Below are 20142 nucleotides of genomic sequence, written 5' to 3'. Positions count from 1 at the left end.
TGTGATGAACCTGATAATAAAGTGCCCTTAATTTTTTTTTCAAAACCTTTGTGCTAAAGTGCCACCCCTACATGTAATTGTAAGCATTTATGGATGAAGGGAAGGTAGTGGAGAATAGTCAAAAGCTCTATGTTAAAGCGGGACTTTTCCTCGCGCTCTCATTATGTCCCATCTATCTTGCTATCTGGTATCATCATATTATTGTTGCTTATATCTTACTTACAGCACTTGTGGTTCTATGTCTCTTCTTTGTTACCAAAGTACTCCACAGCAATACTAAACTTAAGAATGAACTGCGGACAAACCTCTACATCGACCTCAATACACGCCTTCCAAACCGCCTAAAACTTCTCCAAGACAAAAAAAAACTTGATCCTAACATTGATTCAACACTCATTATTATCAATATAGACTCGTTTCAAAACACCAATAATTTTTACGGGCATAACTTTGGCGATAAATTTCTTAAAACCATTGGCGAGTGGCTTTCCAATAATCTTCCTCCCGTGGATGCCACACTTTATAAGTTCGAAGCTGATGTTTACGCTATTTTGATTCGCGTGCCCTTTAATGATTATAATTTAAAAAAGTACCTCAAAAAAATCTCGATGAAAATTACAAAAGATCGCATTATTTGCGATGATGTCGAAGTGGACACGACACTCTCCATTGGAGCATTTCAAGGTAAGAAAAACCTTTTAAAGCTCGCTTCCATTGCGTGCAAAGAGGCAAAAAATAAACGTTTACCGTACATGGTCTACGATAAAAGCAGCCATAAAGAAGCTGAGTATCATCACAATATGATGATGAACCATACGCTTAAAGAAGCGCTTGCAAAAGACTATGTTGTTCCTTTTTTCCAACCCATTCTTAACTTGCACACCAATGAAATCGAAAAATTTGAAACGCTGATGCGCATCAAAAAAGAAAATGGCAGTTACTACCTACCTGCAGAATTTTTAGATGTTGCCAAACACTCAAAAATTTACTCAAAGCTCTCGATGTCGCTTATTCAAAAAGCATTTGAGACATTTCAAATCTCTTCCAATGGCTTTTCGATCAACCTCTCCTACCTTGATATGACAAACCTCGTTACCACCACATTCATCATCGAAAAACTTGAAGAATTTAGTGTAGGACCATGGGTTATTTTTGAAATTTTAGAGAGTGATGGTATTGAAAATTACGAAGCGATTGCCAAGTTTATTGACCAAGTCAAGTCCTATGGTGCAAAAATTGCCATTGACGATTTTGGATCTGGATACTCTAATTTTGAGCGTTTAACAGAACTGAGAGTTGATTACATTAAAATCGATGGTAGTTTAATTAAAAATATCCATCAGAACGAAGAGACAAAGATTATCGCGAAAACCATTGTAAGCTTTGCCAAAGAGCTCAATATCAAAACGATTGCTGAGTATGTCCATTCAGAAGAAGTCCTTGCTTGTGTTAAAGAGATCGGGATTGATTATGCGCAAGGTTTTCACATTGGCAAACCAAACCCTGAAATTCCTATAAATGCACAGTAATTTTCTTCTTTACAAATAAACAGAGATAAATTCCTCCACCAATAAGCACGATACCACCCAAATGGTACCACTCCAGCCGCTCTCCTAAAAAGATATAAGCTAAAAAACTTCCGAAGAGTGGCATAAGATGGGTAAATTGCCCTGTTTTATCGGCCCCTATATGTGCAATTCCTTTATGCCATAAATAGTAACAAAGAATAGAAGTGACAAGCACAACATACGCAATAACCCATGAGTGATTCGTTACGATCATCACTTCACGCTCCAACGTATAACCTTGTGCTACATAAAAAGGCAAAAGCATAAGCACGCCTAAGCTTACGGTCGTTATAAAAAATTCAAAACTACTCAAGCTTGAAGGTCTAAATTTGACCAGAACACTGTAACTTGCCCAACACAAGGATGAAGCAATAACCCAGAAATCGCCTTGGTTAAAACTCAGAGAAAGAAGACTCGATACATCGCCTTTCAGGACTAAAAAAACAACGCCTAATGTAGAGAGTACAATGCCAACAATCTGACGGGCAGTGATTGTCGTCTTTAAGATGATAAAAGAGAGAAATAAAATAATGATCGGAATAGATGAGTTAATCAAAAGTGCATTGGTCGCTGTCGTTTTTTGGAGCCCAATATATAAAAGCGTGTTAAATGCTGCAATACCAAGAGCAGAAAGCAGTACTAAAATACCAAAGTGGTTTTTCAACGCACTCCAGATTTTATTTACATGTAAAAGCAAAAAAGGAAGCGTTACAATGAAGACGCCAAGCCACCTGAAAAACGCTAATTCCCACGGCTCAATCGCACCTGCGACAAAGCGTCCGATGACAAAATTGGCAGACCAAAAGAGTACACACAGTACTAATAAAAAATAAACGTGCATTGGCATCCTTTTTATGAAGCGTGATTATAACAAATATAACGCCATTGCAACAGAATAGCTCTATAATTTCACTAAGCAAAAGGATTTTCAAAAGGAGGTTCTCATGCTGTATCAAATTAACTTAAGAGAAGTCACCTACGCACTCTCAGAAGCACTCGATTATGTTGGCATAGATGATACAATGCATGGTAAACGCGTGGCATATATCGCCTGCGAAATCGCTAAAAAACTTGGCTGGCGACAATCCAAACTGGATAAATTAATTCTTATGGCAATGCTCCATGATTGTGGGGTCAGCTCAGATGTTGCGCATCACTCAATTATCAGCCATCTTGACTGGGAAGATTCACAAATTCATTGTGCCAAAGGAGCAAGCGTACTCCAAGGTGTCCCTCTGTACCAAGAATTTGCTGATGTTATTGCATTTCATCATACCCATTGGGAACAATTTTTACCCCAAATTGACGAGGACATTAAGCTCTCAGCCAATCTCATTTTTATCAGTGACCGCATTGATGCCATGAGATCACAATTTGGAGCACATTTGACACATGAAAAAGAGTATATTCGCTCCACGATTCAAAAATATACGCCATCCATGTTTGCACCAAAAATAACCCAAGCTTTTAGCGAAATTTCCGCTACTGATACATTTTGGTACTATTTAGAAGCTGATCCTATTCACTACTATTTTAGTGAGTGGATTGAACACGGAGAAATTGAAACGGTTCCATTTGATTTTCTTAAAAGCATTGCCGGTATGTTTGCCAAAATTGTCGATGCAAAAGAAAGCGAAGCGCAACCTCATACGCCCATCGTTGCTTCTTTAGCGCGTACCATGGCAGAGTTATGCAACTTGCCGCTTAGGGAACAAGAGCAAATAGAACTTGCTGCTTTATTGCATGACCTTGGTAAACTTAGAATCCCCGATGCCATCATGGGTAAAAACATATCTTTGAGCGATGATGAAAAGGTGAGAATAAGACGTCAAGGTTTTGATGCACACATCATTTTGCGACAAATTAAAGGGTTTGAACGTATTGTTCAAATCATTTTTGCTTATCACAAAACCTTAAAACAAGAAGAGTGTCCCTCTTTAAATGGTAACGAAACCATCCCTTTGGAAGCGTCTATTTTGGTGATCGCTCATAAATTACAAACCTTACTTCAAAATGCTGATGAAAATAGTTTTAAAGGCAATCTTGAAGTAGCAAATTTACTTCAAAAAATGGGAAATGAGTATCAACTCAATCCGCTCATTCTAGATAAAATAAAATCCCATTTTGAAACCTGTTACAAAAAGGATGTACATCTTTAACATTACATGTAAAAAAACATACAATCCTATCAATCTTTTGTGTGACATTATGATAGAATTCATTCGATTATGTTTTAAAAGAGGTACCAAATGCGAGTACTGATCTTTTTTTTCCTTTGTTTGACAACACTCGTTGCACATCATACCCTTGAACCCGTCTCCGTGCAACTGACATGGTTTCACCAATTCCAAGCAGCAGGGTTTTATATTGCTAAAGAGAGAGGGTTTTACGAAGAGCTTGATCTTAATGTCACCATCAAAGAGTTTCAAAAAGGAACCAATGTCGTAGAAGCTGTTCTCTCCCAAGAAAGTACCTATGGTGTTGGCAAATCATCTTTGATTATTGACCGTAGCAATCATAAACCCATAGTTGCCCTTATGGCAATTTTTCAGCACTCTCCTTCTGTTTTAATCACCACAAATCCTACCATTAGTACCCCCAAAGATCTTTACAATCGTACTATCATGATGAGTTTAGAAGAGTCTAGTTCTGTTGCTATTTTATCCATGCTCATAAGTCATGGGGTACAAAAAGAGGACATTTTTTTGCAACCACCTTCTTATAATCTTAACGACCTTATCAACCGCAAAGTCGATGCTATGTCATGTTATATCTCCAATGAGCCTTTTGTACTTAGTTCGCGCCACATTGCACATACCATTTTAAACCCTAGAGATTATGGTTTTGATTTTTACAGCGATATTCTTTTTACGTCTGAAAATGAAATTTCTTTGCATAAAGAGCGAGCCAAACGCTTTTACACAGCGACTAAGCAGGGGTGGGAGTGGGCGTTTGAGCACATCCCCGAAACGGCACAGCTTATTTATGAAAAGTACAATACTCAAAATAAAAGCCTTGAGGCGCTTATTTACGAAGGTGAAACCCTTAAAAAATTTGCTTTAGATGAAGAAAAACCTTTTGGAGTGATTGAAGCTAAAAAATTTGATGAGATTGCTAATGCTTATAAAATAAGTGGTCTTTTAAAAAATGGTTACGACTTAAAAGGGTTTATCGATCCACTCCATTTTGCGAAAGACATGGTCAAAATTGGTATGTTAGCCAGCCGTGAAGAGAGTGATGTTATCCCAAAAACGTGGAGTGACAGTGCAGATTACTTAAGTACCCTCTTCCCTTCCCATCAATTTAGTGTTGTGCCTTTAAGTTTTGAAGAGATGCAAAAAAGCATTGAAAAAGGCGAAATCGAATTTATCATTACAAACCCTGTTTATGCCATCCAACTCGAACAATCTTATGGCTTAAGCCGTATTGCTACACTGAGCCCTCGCTACAAAGACCACTATTATAGTGAGTACGGTAGCGTTATTTTCACCAAAGCAAGTGCCAAAGAAATTCAAAATTATAGTGATCTTAAAGGTAAAAAAATTGGTGCTGTTTCGCCACATTCCTTTGGCGGTTATCTCTTAGGAGTCAAAGAGTTAAATGATCCTTCACTCATCAAGCATATTACTTTTTTAGATACGCACTATAATGTTGTAAAAGCTGTTTTAGAAGGACGCGTTGATGCCGGTATTATTCGAACGGATGTTTTAGAAAAAATGCAAGATGAAGGGCTTTTGCAACTTCGTGATGTCAAAGTTTTAGGTGCTAAACAACACCCTAATTTTCCTTTTTTGACAAGCACCGAACTCTACCCCGAATGGGTTTTAGCCAAAATACCCCACACCTCCGAATACCTAACCAATGAAGTACTGAGTACCCTTTTAAAACTCTCTACATCGCCTAAAAGCAACCAAGCATTTCGTCTCAAAACACCTTTGGATTACTCTAAAGTACACACCATCCTCAAAGAGTTTAATATCTACCCTTATGAGCAGTCACCTTTTACGTTCAAAGATGTTATGGTACAATATAAATATCTCTTTTTAGGGCTCTTTATCACGTTTATGAGTGCTCTGTTTTTTATGGCTTACATTCAACGCCTCAATAAAAAATTGCTCTCTCATACCCAAGAAATTCAGCATTTTAATGAAACCTTAGAACACGAAGTCCAAGATCGGACTCACGAGCTTAGTCTTTTGAACACCAAACTTAAAGAGCTTGCCAACACCGATGAACTGACAAAAATAGACAACCGAAGACACTTTTTACTTATGGCAACACAATACTTTCATACATCCAAACGTAACAACATGGAACTTCATGTTCTTTCTTTAGACATCGATCTTTTCAAACATGTCAATGATACCTACGGTCATCCAATAGGAGATGAAGTGCTCAAGTCTTTTTGTAAAAACGTCAAAGAAATCATCCGACAAAGCGATATTTTTGGACGTGTAGGTGGCGAAGAATTTTGTATTTGTATTCAAAATACCACTTTAGAAGGGGCAGCAACCCTTGCCGAAACAATTCGTGATCGCATTGAAAAAACGACGATGATATGCAATGGTAAAAATCTCCCTCCCATCACCGTAAGTATTGGGATCAGCAGTCTTCACAAAAATGACAAAGAGGTTTTTGACATCATTAAACGATCCGACGAAGCGCTCTACCGCGCCAAACGAAATGGTCGCAACCAAGTTCAAGTTATTTTGCAATAAAAGTTTTGGGATTAACCATTTTAATTAAGACATAATTTATCCGAGTTGGCTATAATTTTTGTATATTTTCTATAAAAAAGGACAGACATGGCAACAACCAACCTCAAAGGCAATCTTGTTACACTCGCAGGCAGTGAAATCAATGTAGGAGACAACGCACCAAGTGTTAAAGTCGTTGCAAAAGATTTAAGTGAAATTAGTGTCGGTGGAGCAAGTGATAAAGCTCAAGTTATCGTTATTGTACCTTCACTCGATACAGCGGTTTGTGCGCAAGAGACCCGTACATTTAACACAAAAGCTGCTGCCATTCCTAACGCAACAGTCACCGTTGTTTCTATGGACCTTCCTTTTGCAATGGGACGTTTTTGTACCACTGAGGGCATCGAGAACCTACAAGTAGGTAGTGACTTTAGAGAAAGAGCTGTTGCAAACGCTTATGGTGTTTTAATTGTAGATGGTCCACTTAAAGGTTTAAGTGCAAGAGCTATTTTTGTCGTTAACAAAAGCGGTAAAGTTGTTTACAAAGAGATCTGTCCTGAAATTACAGAAGAACCTAACTATGAAGCAGCATTGTGTGCCCTTAAAGAGAGCGCAACACCTGAGCACAAATGTGGTTGTGGCGCAAAGTAATCTAGCTTAATTTCGCTTCCTCTTGCGTCTGAACAAGCCACAAGAGGAGCTTTTCAATGTGAAGTATCACCTGTTCATCCACTTTTTTCTCTGGCGAATTCACAATCGTTTCCATCAAAGAACGATTTTGTAAAAAAACAATGTCATAGATCGCCGCTTTTTCCATAATTTTTTCCAAGATATGGCTATTGTCTAACTCTTTAACACTCTTTTGCACACTCTGATAGTGCGATAATCCCTTGTGTATCATAAAACAATGACTCCTGTAAAACGTCCCGTCTGTTTTTCTCTGCGATACGAAAAATAATCCGCATCACAACACGTACATACATCCGAAATCGTAAGGTTTTCTGGCTTAATGCCAAGAGCTAAAAAGGCTTCACGGTTATAATTTTGCAAATCCAAAAAGTACTTTCCTTCTTTTACATGTAAGAATTTTTCAAACCCCAGTGTCGCCTCAACGCCTACCTCATAACAGCATGAATGGATCGAAGGACCCATCCAAATTTTCATCTCATCCAAAGATGAGCCAAACGTTTCACACATCGCCTGAGCCGTTTTTTGCCCTACATGTAAGCGTGTTCCAACACGCCCCGCATGCGCCACACCAATAGCTTGATGCACCCCATCGTAAAATAAAATAGGAATACAATCCGCCACCATTACCGCTAACGCCACATCAGGAACATTGGAAATCATGGCGTCACACTCTGGCGTTTCATAGCCTGTTTCAATCAAAACGATTTTATCACTATGAATTTGATCCATAAAGACCAGTTTGGAAACACCCAATTGCGCTTTAAGGCGCTCTCTATTTTCCTTTACATGTAAAGCCGTGTCGTTTACATGTAATCCTAAATTGAGGCTGTCAAAGGGTGGTTGGCTCACGCCTCCAAAACGGTTGGTAAAAAAATGCTGCATCAATAAAGCGCCATAATACGATCAACCCCATTCCAGTCCAACGCATCTTTTTTGTGAAACATGTGGTAAAGGTAACGTGCAAACATATCGGTCTCAACATTGACCCTACGCCCAATTTTATACTCGCCTATCAGCGTTTTTTCTAATGTGTGTGGAATGATCGTCAAACGAAAACTCTTTTTGCTGACATCATTCACCGTCAAACTCACACCATCAATGGTAATGCTTCCTTTTGGAATCACAAACGTGATAAATTTTTCAGGAATGCCAACTTCGATATCAAGCCCATTTTCACGTTGGTTAAAACTTTGTATCACACCTACGCAATCCACATGACCTTGTACAATATGCCCATCAAGACGATCTCCAAGCGCAAGGGCAGGCTCAATATGCACTTTACCATTAAGATTTTCAAGTGCCAGCAATTCTCTTGTTTCTAAGGAAAGTTCCACACTAAATCCGCTGGATGAAAGATGCGTCACCGTTAAGCATGCCCCATTTACCGCGATGCTATCGCCAATCTTGGGTTTATATGCCGCTTTAAGCGTTAAAATATTATTGCTATAACTCACAACTTCTGCAAATTCTCGAATGAGCCCTGTAAACATACATAACCTTTTTACATTTCTTATGTTTTATTATAACGCTTTTAGGATTAGACTTCTTTCATAACCCCTTATATTTGACCTGTTGTGATTACATACTTCTCATTTTCCCCCTTTTTTCCCCTTTTTTTCTTGGTAGTATGTATTTCAAGAATTAAATTACTTATAATGAGAGAATATTTTTGAAATATTCAACTTAAATAGAGTGGATTTAGTATAATCATTTAAAACGATACTAGGAGATTTGACGATGGGCAACTGGACAATTTCGCAGAAAATTTACATTCCTCTTTTTGGAGGACTTGTAATTGGCTTTATACTGATACTTTTTTCTTCTTACTTGAGTATCAAAGACATTGAAAACAATGTTTACGATAAAGAGAAAATAAACCTAGACGTTTATATTACTAACCAAATGGAAACCAAAAAAGAGGTCTGTCTTACCAATGCAATCGTCTTGGGAAGCAATGACAATGTACTCAATGCTTTAGAGACAGGTGATCGTAAATCGGCGCTCAAAGGGCTCAATGAAATTGTCAAATCTTTCACGACTTATGCTGAAAGCAAAAACCCTCAGATTCATATTCATACAAAAGACATTAAAAGCTTCTTGCGCCAATGGAGCCCGAATAAATTTGGCGATGACCTCTCTTCTTTTAGACCAAGTATCAAAAAAGTTAAAGAGACCAAAGCACCTATGTATGCCATTGAAATGGGTGTGGCTGGTATGTCAGCGCGCGGTCTTGCCCCTGTGTTGAACGACGGTGGAGAGTATCTAGGTTCAGTAGAGTTTATACTTGGTTTTGATGACATTGTCAAAACGGCTAAACACGATCTTGATGCTCGTGTCATTTTTTTAACGGACAAAAAACACCTCAATCTCAGTGCCGATGCCAAAGATGCGCTTTTAGCCAAAGAGACTGCGTTATCTCAGCCTAAAGCGGATACCGACATGGCTCTTTTTAACGAAATAAAAGATTTAGATTTAGGAAGTCAAGGTCACGCTTTTTCAACACCAAACTTTTTTATTGTTCGACAAGAGATCAAAGGCTTTGAAGGCAACCGCATTGGTGAAGTCCTCATTGCAAAAAGATTAGATGCCGTCAAGTCAGCTGTACATGAAGCACAATATGTGTTAATAAAGCTTATTATTACCATGTCCATCATCACTATACTTATCATGGCAATGTTGGTTATAACCTTGAAAAAAGCCGTTATTGATCCGGTTAAAGAACTCAAAGCACGAGCTGACAATCTCGCCAGTGGCGATGGTGACCTCACCAAAAAAATGGATGTTCTCAGTGGCGATGAAATAGGTCTTGCATCTGTGGCATTTAACCTCTTTATCGATAAAGTGCGCAACACCGTTAGCATGGCAAAATCGTCCAGCCATGAAAATGCTTCGGTAGCCAATGAGCTGAGTTCTACGGCTCTTGAAGTAGGAAAACGTGCGGAAAACACATCGTCTATTGTTTATGAGACCAATACCATGTCACGAAGTATCAAAGAAGAGCTTTCACTCTCACTTCAAAAAGCTAAAAAGTCAGAAGAAGAGATTGCTGAAGCACATTCAAAACTGATTAATGCAAAAAATCAAATTATAAAAATGGCTGACCAAGTTCAATCCAGCGCACATACCGAAGGAGAATTAGCACGCCAAATAGCCCAATTAAGCACTGACGCTGACCAAGTCAAAGGGGTTTTAACTGTTATCTCCGATATTGCCGACCAGACCAATCTTTTAGCCCTTAATGCCGCTATCGAAGCAGCGCGTGCGGGAGAACATGGACGTGGTTTTGCCGTTGTTGCGGATGAAGTGAGAAATTTGGCTGAACGTACCCAAAAAAGCCTTACCGAGATCAATGCAACCATTAATGTCATCGTCCAAGCTATCAACGATGCGAGTGATCACATGAACGCCAATTCTAAAAGCATGGAAACCCTTACAAAAATTGCTTCAGAAGTGGAGAAAAATATCAATGAAACAGCGGTCATTATGGATAATGCCACGATTTCAAGTGAAAACACTGTCAAAGATTATATTCAAACAGGGACTAAAGTTGATGCCATCGTGAAAAAGATTGAAGAGATCAATACCATCACGATTAGTAATACACGCAGTATGGAAGAAGTCAGTAGTGCAACAGAACACCTCAGTGACTTGACCGAAAAACTTAACAGGGTTTTAGAAAACTTTAGAACCTGATAAAAGGGAGTGTTTCTACACTCCCTTCTGTCCAAAAAAGCGATAAAAAGCAAGTGTTATCGCCCTTGCTTCTTCAAGACTTATCTCTTTGAAACGAACACGTCCGCCTGCTCGAAGTTGCGCGAGTTTGAAACAATCCACACCAATAACGGAGCCAATTTTAGGGTAACCCCCAATGGTTTGGCGCTCTTTTAAAAGCACAATCGGCTCACCATGACTTGGGATTTGCACCGCCCCATAGCAAATAGGCTCAGAGAGAATTCCGCTTGCACTGGGAGCTACTTTTCCTCCACTCAAACGATACCCCATACGATCACCCTCACCTTTAAAGGTGTAAACACTGTTAAAAAATGTCTCTTGTGCTTTGCTGTCAAACATAGCTTCTTGGTAGCCTTTCACTAAACGCAAGGTTATTTCATCCGGATAGTGTGGTATATGCTGTTTTTCAAGTTTACGTCTATCCCTTGGACAACGCGCCCCAGAAGTAGGAAGTTGGTCGCCCGCTTTGAGCTTTCTTCCTTCAATGCCACCCAGCCCCTCTTTGACACTGGTTGAAAAACTACCGTAAAGATGTGGCGTTTGAAAACCTCCCGCAACGGAGAGGTAAGCAAACTGCCCTTCACTGGCATAGCCAAAAGAGAGTGTATCACCTTTTTGAAGTTGATGGATTTGCCACAAACTAATGGTGTGACCATTGAGCTTTGGATGCATCGTTGCGCCGCAAATGGCAATGCACATATCGCTTTGTGCTTTGAGCACTGTTCCTCCCAACGCTATTTCAATGGCTGGGGTATTAAAATCATTACCGACTAAAAAGTTGGCATAACCAAATGCCATCTCATCCATAGCCCCACTTTGGGTAAGACCAATATCGCTAAAACCTCTGCGCCCCGCATCTTGGATACAGCTTTGAACACCACCATTTTCGACGAAGAAGCCTCTACTCATAACGTGCCTCCTAGTCTTAAAAATTCCTCTTTACAGATCGGTTCAAATTTCACATGATCGCCTACATGTAAAAGGGAAAGTCCATCATAAGAGGCATCAAACATGGCTGTGGGTGTACGCCCCAACACCTTCCATCCTCCAGGGCTTTGGGTTGGATAGACGGCTGTTTGTCTGTCTGCAATGGAAACACTCCCTTTGGGAACAGATTTCCTTGGGCTAGCGAGTCTTGAAGTGGCTAAACGCTCATCGATTTCGCCAAGATACGCAAAACCAGGCGCAAACCCAATGGCATAAACACTGTACAACCCTTTTACATGTAAAGCGATAATCTCTTCCACACTCAGGTTTTTCTCTTGTGAGAGAAGCTCTAAATCCAGCCCAACTTCAAGTCCATAATAGGTCGGAATCGTAATGATTTTAGGCTCACTCATCGTGATTTCTTCGGCATGATGGATGATCTTCTCAATTTTCTCACACACCCCGTCAAAATCAAATTGAATCACATCATAACTAACCATCAGTGATGCGTAAGAGGGAATAATCTCAAAAAAACCGTCACACTTTTCCGCTTTTAAAGCCAGATAACTTTTTTGCACCTCTTGCGAAATAGCAGGCTCTATGGTACTTCCAAAATAGACAATAACGGACGACTCTGAGGCAATTTTATAAACGCGGCTCACATGCTTTTCCTAAGAGTTTCTACCATTTTAACGGCTTCTTCATTATCGCCATGCACACACAAGGTATCGGCACGAAGTGCGATCTTTTTACCCGAAATGGTCTCAAGAACACCCTCTTTTTGAAGCAATTTTAACCGCTCAATGACCGCCTCCACATCATGCAACACAGCCCCTTTTTGAGTACGTGGAACCAATAAACCGCTCTCATCATACGCTCTATCTGCAAAGACTTCATAGATCAGCTCCAAACCAAGCTCTTTGGCAATCGCTTCTTGCTTTGAGGTGTCGACCATGGAAAGAATCATCAGTTTAAGTTTTGGGTTCAAACGTGCAACTGCCGTTGCTACCGCTTTGAAAATGCGCTCATCTTTCATCATGTCATTGTAAAGCCCTCCATGAGGTTTGACATACGAAAGCGTTGCATCATTTGCCGCCACAAAAGCTTGAAGTGCGCCAATTTGGTAAATGACCATTGTTTCAACCTCTTCAAGAGAACAGACCATGCTGCGTCTACCAAAGCCCACCAAATCAGGATACGCAGGGTGTGCGCCAATGGTAACGCCGTGTTTTAGGGCTAATTTAATCGACCTATCCATAATCACAGGATCTCCCGCATGAAAGCCACAGGCAAAATTCGCCATATCAACATAAGGCATTATGGCTTCATCAAGCCCCATTTTCCAAGAGCCAAAGCTCTCGCCAGCATCACAGTTTAATTTGATCATCACCTTCTCCTAAACGGAAGAAAAATTTTGAAATAATGGTATCACAGTTCGATTAAAATAAGGAGGCTAATAAATAATCAAATGACAAAAAAGCTTTTACATGTAAAGATTTAATGCGCCTTGTTTTGCGCCAATGTCCATTTATTTAGTTTTATTTTCTCAATTTAATATACAGTCAATTCGTAGTATAATGATAAAAACTATAGTATGTATTGAAGGTATTAGTATTATGAAATATGATGTTATTGTAATTGGTGGTGGACACGCAGGTATTGAAGCCTCTTTGGCGTCCGCAAGGTTGGGACATAAAACCCTTCTTATCTCTATTTTAGCGGAACAAATTGGGGCGGCTAGCTGCAACCCTGCTATTGGTGGTCTTGCCAAAGGACACTTGGTCAAAGAACTTGACGCTCTTGGCGGGCAGATGGCACTTGCAACCGATGCTGCGGGTATTCAGTTTCGCACGCTTAATCTCTCAAAAGGCCCTGCTGTTCGTGGTAGCCGCGCACAAATTGATATGGACAGATACCGCATCTACATGCGCACCGTCGTTTTAAACACTGAAAATCTGAGTGTCGCGCAAGAAGTTGCCGAAGAGATTCTCACTGAAGAAGGCAAAGTAACCGGTGTTATTACCGCGATGGGAAACCATTACCATGCACAAAAAATTATTATCACCACAGGAACTTTTTTACGAGGGCTCATTCACATTGGTGAATACAAGCATGAATCAGGTCGCGTGGGAGAATTTCCTTCCGTCAAACTCTCCGCATCCATTAAATCGCTAGGCATCACAATGGGTCGCCTTAAAACAGGCACCTGTGCAAGAATTGATGCCAAAACCATTGATTTTTCCAAAATGGAGCTTCAACCAGGTGACGAGAATCCTCTGCCGTTTAGTTTTAGAACCGACCGATCGACATTTAAACCTTTCCAACTTCCTTGTTACATCGCTTATACCAATGAAGAGACCCACACCATCATCGAAAGTAACTTTCACAGAGCGCCCCTTTTTACAGGACAGATTGAGGGCATAGGGCCACGTTATTGCCCTAGCATTGAAGATAAAATCAACCGTTTCCGAGACAAAGAACGCCACCATCTTTTTGTTGAGCCTCAAACAAGAGAAGCTACCGAATACTACATCAATGGCTTTAGCACCTCTCTTCCAACCGATACACAGCTTGGCATGATCCACTCCGTTGAGGGAATGGAAAATGCAAAGATTGTCCGCTTTGGTTATGCTATCGAGTACGATTATGTTGATCCCACCGAGCTGAAACATACGCTTGAGACCAAAAAAGTCTCAGGTTTGTATTGCGCTGGTCAAATCAATGGAACCACTGGCTATGAAGAAGCTGCGGCACAAGGTTTGATGGCAGGCATTAACGCATCACTTTCTCTTAGAGATGAAGAGCCTTTGATTTTAAGACGTGATGAAGCCTACATTGGTGTTTTGATTGACGATTTGGTCACTAAAGGGACAAAAGAGCCATACCGTATGTTTACAAGTCGTGCCGAGTATCGTCTGCTTTTACGCGAGGACAATGCAGACTTAAGACTCACGCCGTACGGCTATAAAATTGGTCTGATTGATGAGCAAACCCATGAACGTGTGGTGAAAAAACAGATGCAGTTAAATGAGGGGCTTGCCTATCTTGAAGAGACAACGCTGACACCATCCAATGAAAACAACGCCTTTTTAGCCAATATTGGTGAAGAGAAGATCACCGATAAAGTAACGCTTCAAAAGATTGTTGCACGTTCAGAATTTACCGTAGAAAAACTGGAAAAATTAGCGCCACTAGTAACAGAATTTAGCGAAGACGCCAAAGAGCAAATTTTGATTGAAGCGAAGTATAAAAATTATATTGAAAAACAAAAAGATCAAATAGACACGATGAAAGAGATGATCAATGTTAAGATTCCTCCAATGATGGATTTTAGCTCAATCTCAGGGCTCAGTAACGAAGTCGTGGAGAAGTTGCAACGCTTCAATCCTCCAACACTTTTTGCAGCCAGTGAAATTAGCGGAATCACACCCGCAGCATTGGATATTTTACATGTGTATATCAAAATTTTTTGTAAAAAGAAATAAAGTTTGAGAATGACCAACAAAGTTTGATAACAAACGTAATAAAGTTTGAGAATGGACTTATAAAACATGGGAAAAACTAAAAGAATTATTCCGCATTTTATGATGGATGAACCGAATGATTCTTTTATGTTTTTAATGCCTATCAATCTCAAACCTGACCTAAAAGAAAATATAGGCAATAGCTGTTTTAATGTAGTGGTTAAAAATATTACAAAAAATTCTTTATTTCACGTACCCATGTCACCTGAAATTTTTTTCACGCATTACAAATTTCATCAAGCTTATAAAGCGGGCAAACTCGAGAAAGAACGAAAATCCAAAAAAAATATATTTATTGAAGAAAATGATTACCCCATTGAGCCTCAACTAGCAAACGACTCCTATAATGTTAAACTTGGTGATATACTTGAGAAACCACTCATTGGCCAGCTTTTAGGCTGGCATTATCAACCATATTTAGATGATGCAAAAAAGATTAGTTGTTATCATATCAAACTTGGTGCTATTCATCTGATTATCCCACATTATGCGATTGCCATTTATTATTACTATCGTTCTACGTTGCTTAGAGAAGCAACATTTCGATGTGACTTGGATAATTTATATCTTAGCTATGATGATAACCCACAAGATGCATCTATCACTCTTCCACATCATGTTTCTGACCAAGATGCACCTTTTATACATCGTTTCTTGTGTCAAGAAGATGCCATTGAGTCATTTGATAGCATGGGCACTTTTCTTAATACCTATATCAAAACATTTCTGGATAAAAATCCAACAAGTGAAGTTACGACAATTCCTATTAAAGCTAAATTCCCCTATAAAGGCAAGTTTCTCATTTCTACACGAGTTTCCATTTTTTATTATGAAGGGCAACATTACCACTACGTTCATGAAATTACAGACGATACTTCACCCATCGGTTTTTCAAAATTCACTACTTATTATTATGAAGATACATATAAACTAGATGCCACAGACTTAGACAATGTTCCAACTATGCCTGTTGATGTACCTGCAGAAACAACCGATCGTTTAGAATCAGAAGATGGAAATAAAAAATATAAACAACGTTCCATTACTGCTAAAAGAAAAAAAAAGTGCAGCAGTTTGATGAATGTTGAAATGTCAACCGAAAAAATTGAAAAGGAAGTTTTAATTGCCAAATTAAAACTTATAGAAGAAATCTTAGAAGGTGAAACAACTGATCAAAGCCTCAATGCATCAGAAGAAGGAAAAAAGAAAAAAATCCGCAAAACACGAGTTTCTACAAAAGGAGAAGAGTTTATAAAAACCACTGAACCTATAGACAATTTTGCTGAATTTAACCAATACATTTCTTATATGCGCACTCAAAATACAATTCAAAACTTAGTAACGAACAATGTGCAAGCAATGACTTTAGTCTATAAAGAAGATAGCCGAGTCAATCCAAAATGTATGTTATTAGGAAGAGCACGTCAATATATCACCGCGCTCTTCCACTATAAGTCAAAATATATTGGCTTATTGGAGTTAGAAAACAATGCACCAACAAGCACATGGGTTATCTCTTCAGAAAAGCCTTTGGGACAAGAAATCTTTGAGAGGTTATTGCATCATTTTGTAGATGAAGATATGACCATAAATCAAATGAAAGAGCTTTATTCTGGGACAAATGGATTCAAATTTAAAACAAAAAATCATGAAAAAAATCTCAATCTAACGGACGCAGATAAAATGAAATGGGTAGTTGGCGTCCTCAGTAAGCTATGACAAATACAAGGGTACCCTGTGAATATCTCTTTAGAAAATCTCGAACTTCTACCTCAAATACTTGAAAAATTAACTATCATTGAACAGCGTTTGGATAGTGCTACGCAAAAACGATGGCTAAATGTTAATGAACTAAGCACCTATCTTGGTTATTCAAAAGATAGAATTTATTCGCTAAAAGACAGTGCATTCATAGAAGATGTTCACTACTATAAAAAAGGTAAACTCCTTTTTGACCGTTATGAAATTGATAAATGGGTGATGGGTATTGGCTCAAACCACAATCAAGAAAAAGCTACAGAAATTGTCAATCGCATCTTAGATTCAATCAAGTGATAAAATTGATTATTAGTTCATCTAATTTAAATTAATGCTATTGAGAATTTTTCATATCTTTTGATTTGAAGCTAAATTTTCAAAACTAAAGTAGTCAAGATTAAAATATAATTTAAACTTCAATTTGAAACTTTCAATCTAAAAACTGCCATACTTTACACTTCTTTTAACATCTTATACATATGAAAATATTAATGCTATTTCTCGCATTAAGAATTAAAGAAAACATGTTATAATTTCCGCAAACAGCTAAATGAAGTTATTTAAAGGGTATATTTTGAATTTTGATTTCAACATTAGTAACTTTGGAAAGATTCAGAAATTACAGTTACCTGTAAAGCCATTTACAATTATTGCTGGTCCTAATGATTCTGGAAAAACTTTTTCCACCAAAAGTTTATATAGTATTTTATCGTCTCTGAATATTAAACACATCTCATCTTCATTAGAGAAAAGTTATAATATTCTGTCAGAAAGTCTTAATGCAATGGCTGATATTTTGAATACAAATAAAGATTTCAAAACAATATCATCATTGAAAGTTATATTATCAGATTTAAGTATTTTAGTAGATAATGTAATGCAGCAAAATACATTTTCTCAATTAGAACTATCAAAAGATAAAATATATAATGAAACAGTTACACAATTTATTGATACATTTAGAGAATATGAAGATAGCTTAAAAAATACTAAAACAAAATTTAATAAAGTTCAACATATTACTGGAAGAATTAATGATTCCTTATATACAATAAAATCAATTTTTACAGGTCCAAAAGAAGTTTTAATCAAATACATAGAAGAAAATTTAAAAGATAATTTTCTCAATAATTTCCAAGTAACATCATTAAAAGCTCTACAAAATTATAATTTTGATCAACCTATAGAATTTGATTTATCCACCATAGGAAATATTAAATTATATAATGATCGTTTTTATTTTAAAATCAGTTCAGATTTGCTTGATAATATTCAATCTTTAAACAATATTGTTTATCTTGATTCACCCGTCTATACAAAAATCAAACAAGGACTTGTAAAAAATACTTATTTTAGTTTTTTCAATCAAAAATTAAAAGGATATCCGAAGTATATTGATGATTTATATAAGTATATAGACGGTGAGTTTATTTTAAAAGGTAATGATCCTGAAATTGAAAAGATAGCTAATGAAATTGAAAAAAGAATTCAAGGTAAAGTAAGTATTGAAAAATTTAATAATACTATTATTTTTGAAGATCAAAATTCCCACAAAATAGCAATTGGTCTTGCAGCAATGGGCGTTGCTAACTTGGGACTAATTAGTATGCTAATTAGAAATGAAATAATAAAAAAGAATTCTTTTTTAATTATCGATGAGCCAGAGGCACATTTACACCCTGAATGGCAAGTATTGTTGGTTGATACTTTATATAATCTTGCAAAAAGTGGTGTTAATGTTGTTATAACAACTCATAGTTTAGAAATTATAAAATATTTAGAATTAATAATAAGATCAAATCCCCAAGAGGCGGCCAAGCTAATTGAACTAAATAAAATGCCATTTAATGAAGAATTCAATTCACTTGCTATCTTAGAAAAAGTCGATGATATATTACAAGATTTATCATCCCCTTTTTACGATATTTCAATAAAAATAATGGACACAATATCTAACAATAAATAATTTCAAATAAAGTAATTATATATGTATAAATATCATGAAGTAATGAAAGCATCTTTTGCCAATTATCACCATTCATATAATAAAAATGGATATAGAGTTGTTGATGGAATTGGTAGATTAACAGCAAAAAATAACTCGCTAATGGATTATTTTGATATAGATAATATACATGATATCAATGATTCAGCGTTTATTATTTTTGTTGAAATTTTGAATGGGGAGTATCATTGTCACGGTATTCCTATTGGAAAAAGATTTGAAAATGATTTGATGGATATTATAGCTAACACTGTAGATTTATATACAACATTACCAAATTTGTTTACTTTGCAAAATAATCAAAAATATATAGATATGATACCCCGTCCAAAAATTTATTTAGTTTTTAAAATTGATAAAATAGATGCACTAATTACCATACAAGCTCTTTATAATAAAATAAAAAAATCTTTTTCAACTATCCCCATAGAGTTCGCTAGTATTCCAATACAGTATGATAAATTTAGATGAAATAAAAAACACTACACTAAAGAATTTTTAGCTAGACATATTAAAAACCAACTATCACAAATTTAAGGTTAATATTGCCCTCATCATATCCTCGTTACAATAACTGCTAATTCATTTCGTCTATTTTAAAGGTAACGTTGTGTCACTATTCATTATTGCAGATACCCATTTTGGTCATGACAATATTAAACTCTATGAACCCTTACGTGAAAGTATTGATGATGAAATGATGATTGATTTATGGAACAGTGTTGTCGCTGATGAAGATGACGTGTGGCATTTAGGTGATTTTGCATTTAAGTCCAAAGGCTGGGATTATGCCAAAGTGCTTAAAGGAAAGATTACCCTCTTAAAAGGCAATCATGATTTTAAAAAAAGTACAGCATTTTTAAAAGAACATGGTTTTGAAATAGTGATTGATTCGATTATACTTGATATCCCTTTGGAAGAAAAACAGGTGATTGAACAACGCTTACACGATACTTTCTCTCAAGAACTTTTGGATTCCTGTATCTGTTGGATTCAAGACTTTCAAGGCAAACGTATTTTATTCTCTCATTACCCTTGCTTTTATCACGATGTGTATGCCAAAGAGATTGAAAATGAGAGAAAAGCAGTTTTAGAAACTCTGTTTGATTGGTGCCACTGTGATTTAAACTACCATGGGCATATTCACTCTAAAATTAATGAAGATGAGCGCTGTGTGAATGTTGGTGTGGAACACACACGATTTATGCCTTTAAAGCTCTGCTAGGCAGCTTAGATAAGGA

18 protein-coding genes are annotated in these 20142 nt (G+C 37.3%); 11 read left to right on the top strand and 7 right to left on the bottom strand.

The window, feature by feature from the left end; all coding sequences use genetic code 11:
- Positions 1 to 107: 107 nt before the first annotated feature.
- Positions 108 to 1529, top strand: a complete 1422-nt coding sequence (locus N0B29_RS10340; protein ID WP_263833648.1) for an EAL domain-containing protein — start codon at positions 108 to 110, stop codon at positions 1527 to 1529.
- Here the strand turns inward: N0B29_RS10340 and N0B29_RS10335 are convergent.
- The gene (locus N0B29_RS10335; protein WP_263833647.1) at positions 1513 to 2409 is read right to left on the bottom strand and encodes a DMT family transporter; all 897 of its coding nucleotides are present in this window, start codon (positions 2407 to 2409) and stop codon (positions 1513 to 1515) included. The genes N0B29_RS10340 and N0B29_RS10335 overlap by 17 nt on opposite strands.
- 103 nt (positions 2410 to 2512) lie before the next feature.
- On the opposite strand from N0B29_RS10335, the gene N0B29_RS10330 reads away from it, so the two are divergent.
- The 3 genes from N0B29_RS10330 to tpx all read left to right on the top strand — a co-directional run bounded on the left by N0B29_RS10330 (position 2513) and on the right by tpx (position 6916).
- On the top strand, positions 2513 to 3727 hold the full coding sequence (locus tag N0B29_RS10330; RefSeq protein ID WP_263833646.1) for an HD-GYP domain-containing protein: 1215 nt from the start codon (positions 2513 to 2515) through the stop codon (positions 3725 to 3727).
- Positions 3728 to 3817: 90 nt separating this feature from the next.
- On the top strand, positions 3818 to 6286 hold the full coding sequence (locus N0B29_RS10325; RefSeq protein ID WP_263833645.1) for a diguanylate cyclase: 2469 nt from the start codon (positions 3818 to 3820) through the stop codon (positions 6284 to 6286).
- A gap of 87 nt (positions 6287 to 6373) precedes the next feature.
- A complete protein-coding gene (gene tpx / locus N0B29_RS10320; RefSeq protein ID WP_263833644.1) occupies positions 6374 to 6916 on the top strand; it encodes a thiol peroxidase in 543 nt (180 codons plus the stop codon).
- A 1-nt stretch (position 6917) separates the two neighbouring features.
- Here tpx and N0B29_RS10315 read toward each other — a convergent pair whose 3' ends face one another.
- Genes N0B29_RS10315 through N0B29_RS10305 form a run of 3 tightly spaced genes read right to left on the bottom strand, consistent with a single transcriptional unit; the run spans position 6918 to position 8445 of the window.
- Positions 6918 to 7166: a hypothetical protein gene (locus N0B29_RS10315; RefSeq protein WP_263833643.1), complete on the bottom strand. Its 249-nt coding sequence runs from the start codon at positions 7164 to 7166 to the stop codon at positions 6918 to 6920.
- Complete coding sequence (gene pgeF / locus N0B29_RS10310; RefSeq protein WP_263833642.1) at positions 7163 to 7837, bottom strand: peptidoglycan editing factor PgeF; 675 nt, start codon at positions 7835 to 7837, stop codon at positions 7163 to 7165. Before pgeF ends, N0B29_RS10315 begins: the two co-directional genes overlap by 4 nt.
- On the bottom strand, positions 7837 to 8445 hold the full coding sequence (locus N0B29_RS10305) for a riboflavin synthase (RefSeq protein ID WP_263833641.1): 609 nt from the start codon (positions 8443 to 8445) through the stop codon (positions 7837 to 7839). The genes pgeF and N0B29_RS10305 overlap by 1 nt, the downstream gene beginning before the upstream one ends.
- A 247-nt stretch (positions 8446 to 8692) precedes the next feature.
- Between N0B29_RS10305 and N0B29_RS10300 the strand changes: the two genes are divergently transcribed.
- Positions 8693 to 10648, top strand: a complete 1956-nt coding sequence (locus N0B29_RS10300; protein ID WP_263833640.1) for a methyl-accepting chemotaxis protein — start codon at positions 8693 to 8695, stop codon at positions 10646 to 10648.
- Between the two features lie 15 nt (positions 10649 to 10663).
- Here N0B29_RS10300 and N0B29_RS10295 read toward each other — a convergent pair whose 3' ends face one another.
- Genes N0B29_RS10295 through N0B29_RS10285 form a run of 3 tightly spaced genes read right to left on the bottom strand, consistent with a single transcriptional unit; the run spans position 10664 to position 13001 of the window.
- Positions 10664 to 11596 (bottom strand): 5-oxoprolinase subunit C family protein, encoded by a 933-nt coding sequence (locus N0B29_RS10295; RefSeq protein ID WP_263833639.1) that lies wholly within the window; start codon positions 11594 to 11596, stop codon positions 10664 to 10666.
- Positions 11593 to 12276 carry a 5-oxoprolinase subunit PxpB gene (gene pxpB / locus N0B29_RS10290; RefSeq protein WP_263833638.1) on the bottom strand — a complete coding sequence of 228 codons (684 nt, stop codon included), beginning with the start codon at positions 12274 to 12276 and terminating at the stop codon, positions 11593 to 11595. The genes N0B29_RS10295 and pxpB overlap by 4 nt, the downstream gene beginning before the upstream one ends.
- Complete coding sequence (locus N0B29_RS10285) at positions 12273 to 13001, bottom strand: 5-oxoprolinase subunit PxpA (RefSeq protein WP_263833637.1); 729 nt, start codon at positions 12999 to 13001, stop codon at positions 12273 to 12275. The genes pxpB and N0B29_RS10285 overlap by 4 nt, the downstream gene beginning before the upstream one ends.
- Before the next feature lie 229 nt (positions 13002 to 13230).
- Here N0B29_RS10285 and mnmG point away from each other — a divergent pair, with 229 nt between their 5' ends.
- From mnmG to N0B29_RS10255, 6 genes are all read left to right on the top strand, one after another.
- Positions 13231 to 15099 carry a tRNA uridine-5-carboxymethylaminomethyl(34) synthesis enzyme MnmG gene (mnmG, locus tag N0B29_RS10280; protein ID WP_263833636.1) on the top strand — a complete coding sequence of 623 codons (1869 nt, stop codon included), beginning with the start codon at positions 13231 to 13233 and terminating at the stop codon, positions 15097 to 15099.
- Between the two features lie 66 nt (positions 15100 to 15165).
- Entirely contained in the window at positions 15166 to 16857 is a 1692-nt protein-coding gene (locus tag N0B29_RS10275; protein WP_263833635.1) for a hypothetical protein, read from the top strand.
- An 18-nt stretch (positions 16858 to 16875) separates the two neighbouring features.
- A complete protein-coding gene (locus tag N0B29_RS10270) occupies positions 16876 to 17193 on the top strand; it encodes a helix-turn-helix domain-containing protein (protein ID WP_263833634.1) in 318 nt (105 codons plus the stop codon).
- Positions 17194 to 17470: 277 nt separating this feature from the next.
- A complete protein-coding gene (locus N0B29_RS10265; RefSeq protein WP_263833633.1) occupies positions 17471 to 18862 on the top strand; it encodes an AAA family ATPase in 1392 nt (463 codons plus the stop codon).
- Between the two features lie 21 nt (positions 18863 to 18883).
- Positions 18884 to 19372, top strand: coding sequence for a hypothetical protein (locus N0B29_RS10260; RefSeq protein ID WP_263833632.1), 489 nt, complete (start codon positions 18884 to 18886; stop codon positions 19370 to 19372).
- Between the two features lie 139 nt (positions 19373 to 19511).
- Positions 19512 to 20126 carry a metallophosphoesterase family protein gene (locus tag N0B29_RS10255; RefSeq protein WP_263833631.1) on the top strand — a complete coding sequence of 205 codons (615 nt, stop codon included), beginning with the start codon at positions 19512 to 19514 and terminating at the stop codon, positions 20124 to 20126.
- Positions 20127 to 20142: the final 16 nt, after the last annotated feature.

It is taken from the genome of Sulfurospirillum oryzae, from assembly GCF_025770725.1.
Taxonomy (GTDB): Bacteria; Campylobacterota; Campylobacteria; order Campylobacterales; family Sulfurospirillaceae; genus Sulfurospirillum; species Sulfurospirillum oryzae.
This window is presented reverse-complemented; position numbering and strand designations above follow the sequence as displayed.